Source organism: Campylobacter portucalensis (genome assembly GCF_009690845.1).
GTDB lineage: Bacteria > Campylobacterota > Campylobacteria > Campylobacterales > Campylobacteraceae > Campylobacter_B > Campylobacter_B portucalensis.
The window spans coordinates 1-6,716 of the sequence record NZ_VWSJ01000030.1 but is presented as its reverse complement, the minus strand read 5'-3'; the positions used below and the strand labels follow the sequence as shown (position 1 = coordinate 6,716).

General features: G+C 28.9%; 1 protein-coding gene. It reads right to left on the bottom strand.

Annotated features, from left to right (window positions below):
* Window positions 1-6,716: tandem-95 repeat protein (locus F1B92_RS07330; protein ID WP_154571198.1), on the bottom strand; the 6,716-nt coding region annotated here is incomplete at both ends.

Below are 6,716 nucleotides of genomic sequence, written 5' to 3'. Positions count from 1 at the left end.
GTTTTTATCTCATCACTACTATTTGTTTTATAGTTTATAGTTAGGTCTTTATTAAATAACCCATCAAATTTAAATCTAATGTTTTCTTTTTTGGTATCTTTGATTATTAAAGTATCAATTCCACCATCTATTAGGTTTATTAGCTCTTTATCTTTTATGATAGTATTAGTAGCATTTTTATCTATGATGTAGGTGTCATTATTATTTCCGCCTATTAAGGTATTGTTATTACCATTAGAAGTGATTGTATCATTTCCATTTCCTGCGTAAGTTATGGAGTTTGATGAGTTTATAATTGCTTTATCATTCCCACTTCCTAGATATGCTCTAGAGTTATTTCCAAGCATTGTAACATCATCATTTCCAAAGCCAGAGTTTATGTATGCACTAAGACCAGCTACTATATAGTCATCTCCTTTATATGAGTAAATTTGATTATTATCTCCTTTTGCTATTATAGTGTCGTTACCTTCACCTGAGCTAATAATATTATTATCATTTTTAGCGTAGATAAAGTCACTCTTGCCGCCGCTAGAGCTTATTTTTGCATTTTTATTTAAAGAGATGATAGTATCACTATCACCACTTCCTATAAGAGATGCATTATCTAGGTTTGATACTATTATGCCTTTTTTATTCAACCTTGCTTTTGAATTAATTTGATACCATTTTTTAGATGGTTCTATTAGATTATCATTTGAGATATCTATAAAGCCATCGCTAAATTTAATCTCTTTTATAGAGTGATTTTTAGTAAAGTAATCTTCTAAAGTTATGTTAGACTCTTTTATGCTTACAATTAAGTTATCCTTATCTTTACTAAATTCAATATCATCTTTATCAAAGTTAGTAAGATCTATTGTGCTACTTATGCTTTGATTTTTGTTTATCACTAAATCAGTATCACTATTATCTATTTTATAGCCAAGATTATTAAAAATAAGCTCTTTTGTAGTGCATAGTGAAGAATCGCTTATCTCTACCAAGATTTTATCATATCCTAAGAAGTATTTATTAGCAGTATAGGTAAAATTACCATTTTTATCTATATTTATGTTTGAGTTATTAGGATTAGATATAACTTTATATGTTAAATCATCCCCATCAACATCGCTTGCACCTATGCTAGAAACTGTTTTGTTTATATTTCTAAGAGTGTAAGTTTGAGACTTTAATGAAAGAGTTGGTGCATCATTTACAGGTTTAACATCTATAGCTATCTCTTTAGTATCACTTAATCCATACTCATTTGTTACTTTTAAAGTTATGCTGTCTTTGCCATGGTAGTTGAGATTTGGAGTAAAGCTAAGTATTCCATCTTGGATATTTAATGATTGTAAATTATTTGAGCTATTTACTATTTCATAAGTTAAATTTGAATTACTTAAATTATCGACATCTATAGTTTTAGATAAAGATGTATCTTCATCTAAAACTATACTAGTAGTTTTTATAATAGGACTTGATGCATCTACATTAAAGTTTATAGTTAAAGTATCGCTTAATCCTTCTTTGTCGCTTACTTTAACTATTACTGTATCATTTCCTAAATAACCTTTGTTTGGAGTATATGTAAAGCTGCCGTTATCATCAACTTCAAACTTGCCAAATTTAGGAGTGTTTTCCACATTAAAAAATAGTATATCTCCATCGACATCACTTGCAGTTAGAGTGGAGGTAAAGCTTAACTCATTAAATAGTCTAAAGCTTGTATTTAGTGATGTAAATTGTGGTGCATCATTTACAGGTTTAACATCTATAGCTATATCTTTAGTGTCACTTAATCCATACTCATTTGTTACTTTTAAAGTTATGCTATCTTTACCATGGTAGTCTTTGCTCGGATTTATAAATAATTTATCACCAGATAATTGATACTCTATATTTTTATTTGAAGCTATTAGCTCATAAGTTAGCTTTGAATTAGATGGGTTTGATATACTTATTTTTTTAGAGAAGTTCTCATCTTCATATAAAGATATGCTGTTAGTTAAAATAGTTGGCGTACTTATGTATGAGTTAAAATTTAAAACTACAGTATCACTAGCATTGCTATCGTCACTTACTTGTATTTCTACCTTTTCTAATCCTATAAATTTATCTTTTAAAGAGTATTTAAATTCTCCTGTTTTACTATCTAAGATAAAATCTGAGTTCATGCTTAGTGTTGCATCTATCCCATTAATTGATTTAATGCTATATGTTAAGTTATCTCCATCTTCGTCGTTTGCATAGACACTGCCATTAATCTCTCTTATATCTTTTAAGTCATATAGAGTTTTTGTATTGCTATTAAATTTAGGAGCGTCATTTGTGCTATTAATGATAAATTTAATCTCTTTAAATGAACTTATCCCATACTCATTGCTTACCTTAATAAAAATAGTATTTACGCCATTAAAATTTTCATTTGGAGTAAAAGTAAATTTATTATCATCCAAAGTAAATTTAGCATCCGTTGGAGTATTAACTACTTCATATGTTAGCTTTGTATTGAGTGGATCAAATGCTATTATGCTTGCATCTATGCTGCTATCTTCATCTAATCTAAATTCGCTACTAGATATAACTGGTTTAAATTTGTCAAATATAATATCTTTTAGGCTAAATACTTTACCACCGCCAAGCTTTAAGTTTTCAATTGCTTTATCAAGGAAGTTCTCTATAGTAACAAATGTATTTTTATTCTCTTTAACACTTATAATAAGATTATTTTTAATAATACTAAACTCTAAATCTTGTATAGTTTTTACATCTCTAAACTCTATCGTGTCATTTCCACTAAATTTAGTAGCTCCATATAGCTCAAAGCTATCATTTATTGTTACTTTGCCTGTTTGATCTGTAATGATATATCTATCATCTCCCATGCCAGCATTAAATTTACCACTTTCATTTAATAGTAAAGTATCATCACTAGAAACTATGCTTGCTAATTCTATGATAGCTTTTTTATCGAGTGCTTTTTCGTTATCAAATACTATTTTATCTATAGAGCTGTTTTTTGAACCGAAGTTTTTGATAGTTAAACTATCTAAATTATGGTTTATAATTAAATCTTTTGAGTTTGGATCATAGATAAAATCTAGGCTATTTGCTGATATATTTTTAAACACAACTTCATCTAACTCATTTGCATATAAAACGTCATGTTCAAAATTTGGCTTAAATATAATTTTATTTTTGCCTTTGCCTGAGTAAATAGTATCGTTACCACTTCCAGGCATAATTGTATCATCACCAAAGCCAGCTTTGATAATATCATCTCCCTTTCCAGCGTCTATATAATCATCTCCTCCAAGCATTGTAATCTTATCATCGCCACCATTTAGATTAACAGTGTAACTATCATCTGTAATAACAACTAAATCATCATCTTTATCGCTTGTGTTTTTTAAGCAAAGATCTGTTATCTCTTTTAAATTAAGCTTTTGTCCTTTATACTTAATGCTGTTTATACTACTTAATCTATTATTGTTTTCATCTAACTTAAAAAATTCTTTTACTGTTATGGTATTTAAATTGTCACTTATTAAAAGATCTCTATTTGGAAGCTGAGTAAAGGTTAAATCTATACTGCTATCTATGAACTCAATCGTATCGTTTCCTTCATTATCTATTATAATATCTTTTCCGTAATTTTTATCAAATTTATAGGTATCATTTCCACTTCCACCCTTTAATATATCATCGCCGCTTCCACCAATTAAAGTATCTCTTCCAGCTCCAGCCACTAATAAATCATCACCACTTCCGCCAATTAAGGTATCATCGCCACTGCCTGAGTATATTTTATCATTACCATCATTGCCGTCTATATGATCATCACCACCTAAAGTCGTAATAGTATCATCACCACCAAGAGCATCTATAGTGTAGTCATCATCTGTAATAACTTTTATATCATCATCTAAATCACTTACAAACAAAAGAGTTTTATTTATGATATCTTTTAAGCTAAGAGATGAGCCATCATTAAATTCTATTTTACTTATAGTGTTTGAGTTATCTTTATAAAATTCTTTTATTTCTATGGCATTTTCTATGTTTTTAGAGATAATTAAAGAGCTATCTTTTTTATGAAATTCTAAATCATTTGCTGTAGTTTCATCCACAAATCTTATAATATCTTTATCTATGGCCAAATTTCCGCTACTTATAATGATATCTTTTCCATAATCTTTTTTAAACTCATATACATCACTACCACCTCCGCCAGTAATTGTATCATTGCCGCTTCCTGCTTTTATAATATCATTTCCGCTTCCAGCATCTATGGTATTATTGCCATTTCCCGTGATGATAATATCATCACCTAAGTTAGTTTTTATGATATTATTTCCATCTCCTGCTTTTATGACATCATCTCCACCAAGAGTAGTGATAGTGTCATTTCCATTAAGTGCATCTATGACATAATCATCATCGGTAGTTACGCTTAAATACTCACTATCGTTTGTCGCATTGAGTAGTGCTAGTTCGTTTATAGCTTTTATATTTAGTTTTTTACCATTTGTAAATTCTATACTATCTATAATATTTTTAGCTTCATTTCCATTTAGGGTATAGAAATTTTTAACTATTATATTATTTCTTAAATTATTAAGCTCATTTAAGTTAGAGTAATTTTCATCTTTAAGATAGATAACTAAGTCAAATTTATCTTGTTTAAATATAAGGTCTTCCTTGCTTATACCATCGCTAAATTTTATAATGTCTTTTTCTGTGTTGATTGACTTTGTATTGATGATAATGTCTTTTCCAAACTCTTTATTAAAAATATAAGCATCATCACCACTTCCACCAATTAATGTATCATTACCACTACCTGAAATGATTGTGTCGTTTTCTCCGCCAGCATCAGCGTAGTTATTGCCACCATTTAGCACTATCTTATCATTACCATTTCCAGTATAAACTTTAGAGTTGCCATCAAGGATAGTAATCGTATCATTGCCACTTCCCAAGCTTACTAAGTGATTTGTTCCACCTAGAGTAATATCATCATCCCCACCTAAAGTAGATACGATTAAATTAGATGAGCTAGTAGTATTGATTTTATAGTTATGATTTGTAACAACGCTTAGCTTTTTACTATCTTTCGTTACGTTTTTAAGAGCTAATGATGAGATATCAAATTTATTAAGTGTTGTTTTATCTTCAAATTTAATTAGATCTATACTGCTAGCGGCTAAATCTCCTTGCATTTTATAGAAGTTTTTAACTTTAATGCTATTTTTTAGATTTTTTATATCATTTAAGCTAGAGTAGTTTTCATCTTTTAAATAGATCATTAAATCATCACCGTTTTGTAAAAAGATTAAATCATCTTTAGTGATAGAGTCTTTAAACTCTATAGTGTCATTTCTAAATTTAGATATATCGTAGTTATCTATAGTGTCATTTCCAAAATCTTTACCAAATATATAGGTATCATTTCCACTTCCACCTACTAAAGTATCATCTCCTTTGCCGCCTATTAGCATATCATTACCAGCTCCAGCATCTATATAATCATCCCCGTCTTTAGAGTCTATATTGTCATTCCCGCTGTATGTTTTTATACTGTCTTTAAAATTACTTCCTATTATAGTATCATCTCCACTACTTGCGGTTATGCTAGTTCCTACTAAAGAGTTACTTTCATCTATAGTATATGAGTTAGAGCTATTTATAATGGTTTTAGAGTTAATGAAATTTGATAAGTTGGTATTATTAATAGCAAGAATATTTATATCATCTATATTTAAAGTAGAGTTATCTTTAAATTTAATAGTAGTTATTGCATTGTTTGAGTATCCATTATAGTCTAATTTATAGAAATCTTTTATAGTAATAGTATTAGTTAAATTTGATAGTATATCAGTTAAGGTTTGATTTTTTAAGTCTTGATTTTTAGATAAGTATGAGTTTAGTTCATCTTTTAGATAGATTACTAAATCACCATTAGTTTCAACAAATGAGATATCATCTTTATTTATGCTTCCCATAAACTCTATAATATCTATATCTTTAAAGTTAGGATTATAATTTATAATGATGTCTTTTCCAAAGTCATCATCAAATTTATAAGTGTCATTTCCAAGTCCGCCATTTAAAGTATCATCTCCTTTGCCGCCTATTAAAATATCATTTCCACTGCCTGTTTTTATAAAATCATCCCCACCTTTTGCATCTATAGTGTAGCTATCGTTAGTTAGGGCTTCTATAGTGTTAGAGTTATCATCACTAGAGATAGCTAGTATATTTGTAATATCCTTTAGGCTTAACTCTTCATTATCACTAAACTCTATGCTAGTTATGGCATTATCTAGATAAGACCTAGTTTTTCTAAAGAAGTCTATTAGAGTAATAGAGTTGCTTGATGAGTTATTGTTTAATAAATCATCGCTAGTTTGATTATCATCTTTTAAAGTAAGTATTAGATTATTAGCTTCTCTTTTAAAAGAGATATCATCTTTTACTATCCCATCTATAAATTTAATTGTATCTTTACTATTATCAGGGTTATAGTTTATAATGGTATCTTTTCCAAAATCTCTACCAAATACATAAGTATCACTTCCCATACCACCTTGAAGTGTGTCATTTCCTTTACCACCTATTAGGGTGTCATCACCGTCTCCTGCGTAGATCTCATCATTTCCACTTCCACTATCTATATAGTCATTTCCATTGCCTGAGTCTATAGTGTCATTACCATTTCCAGCTAGTAT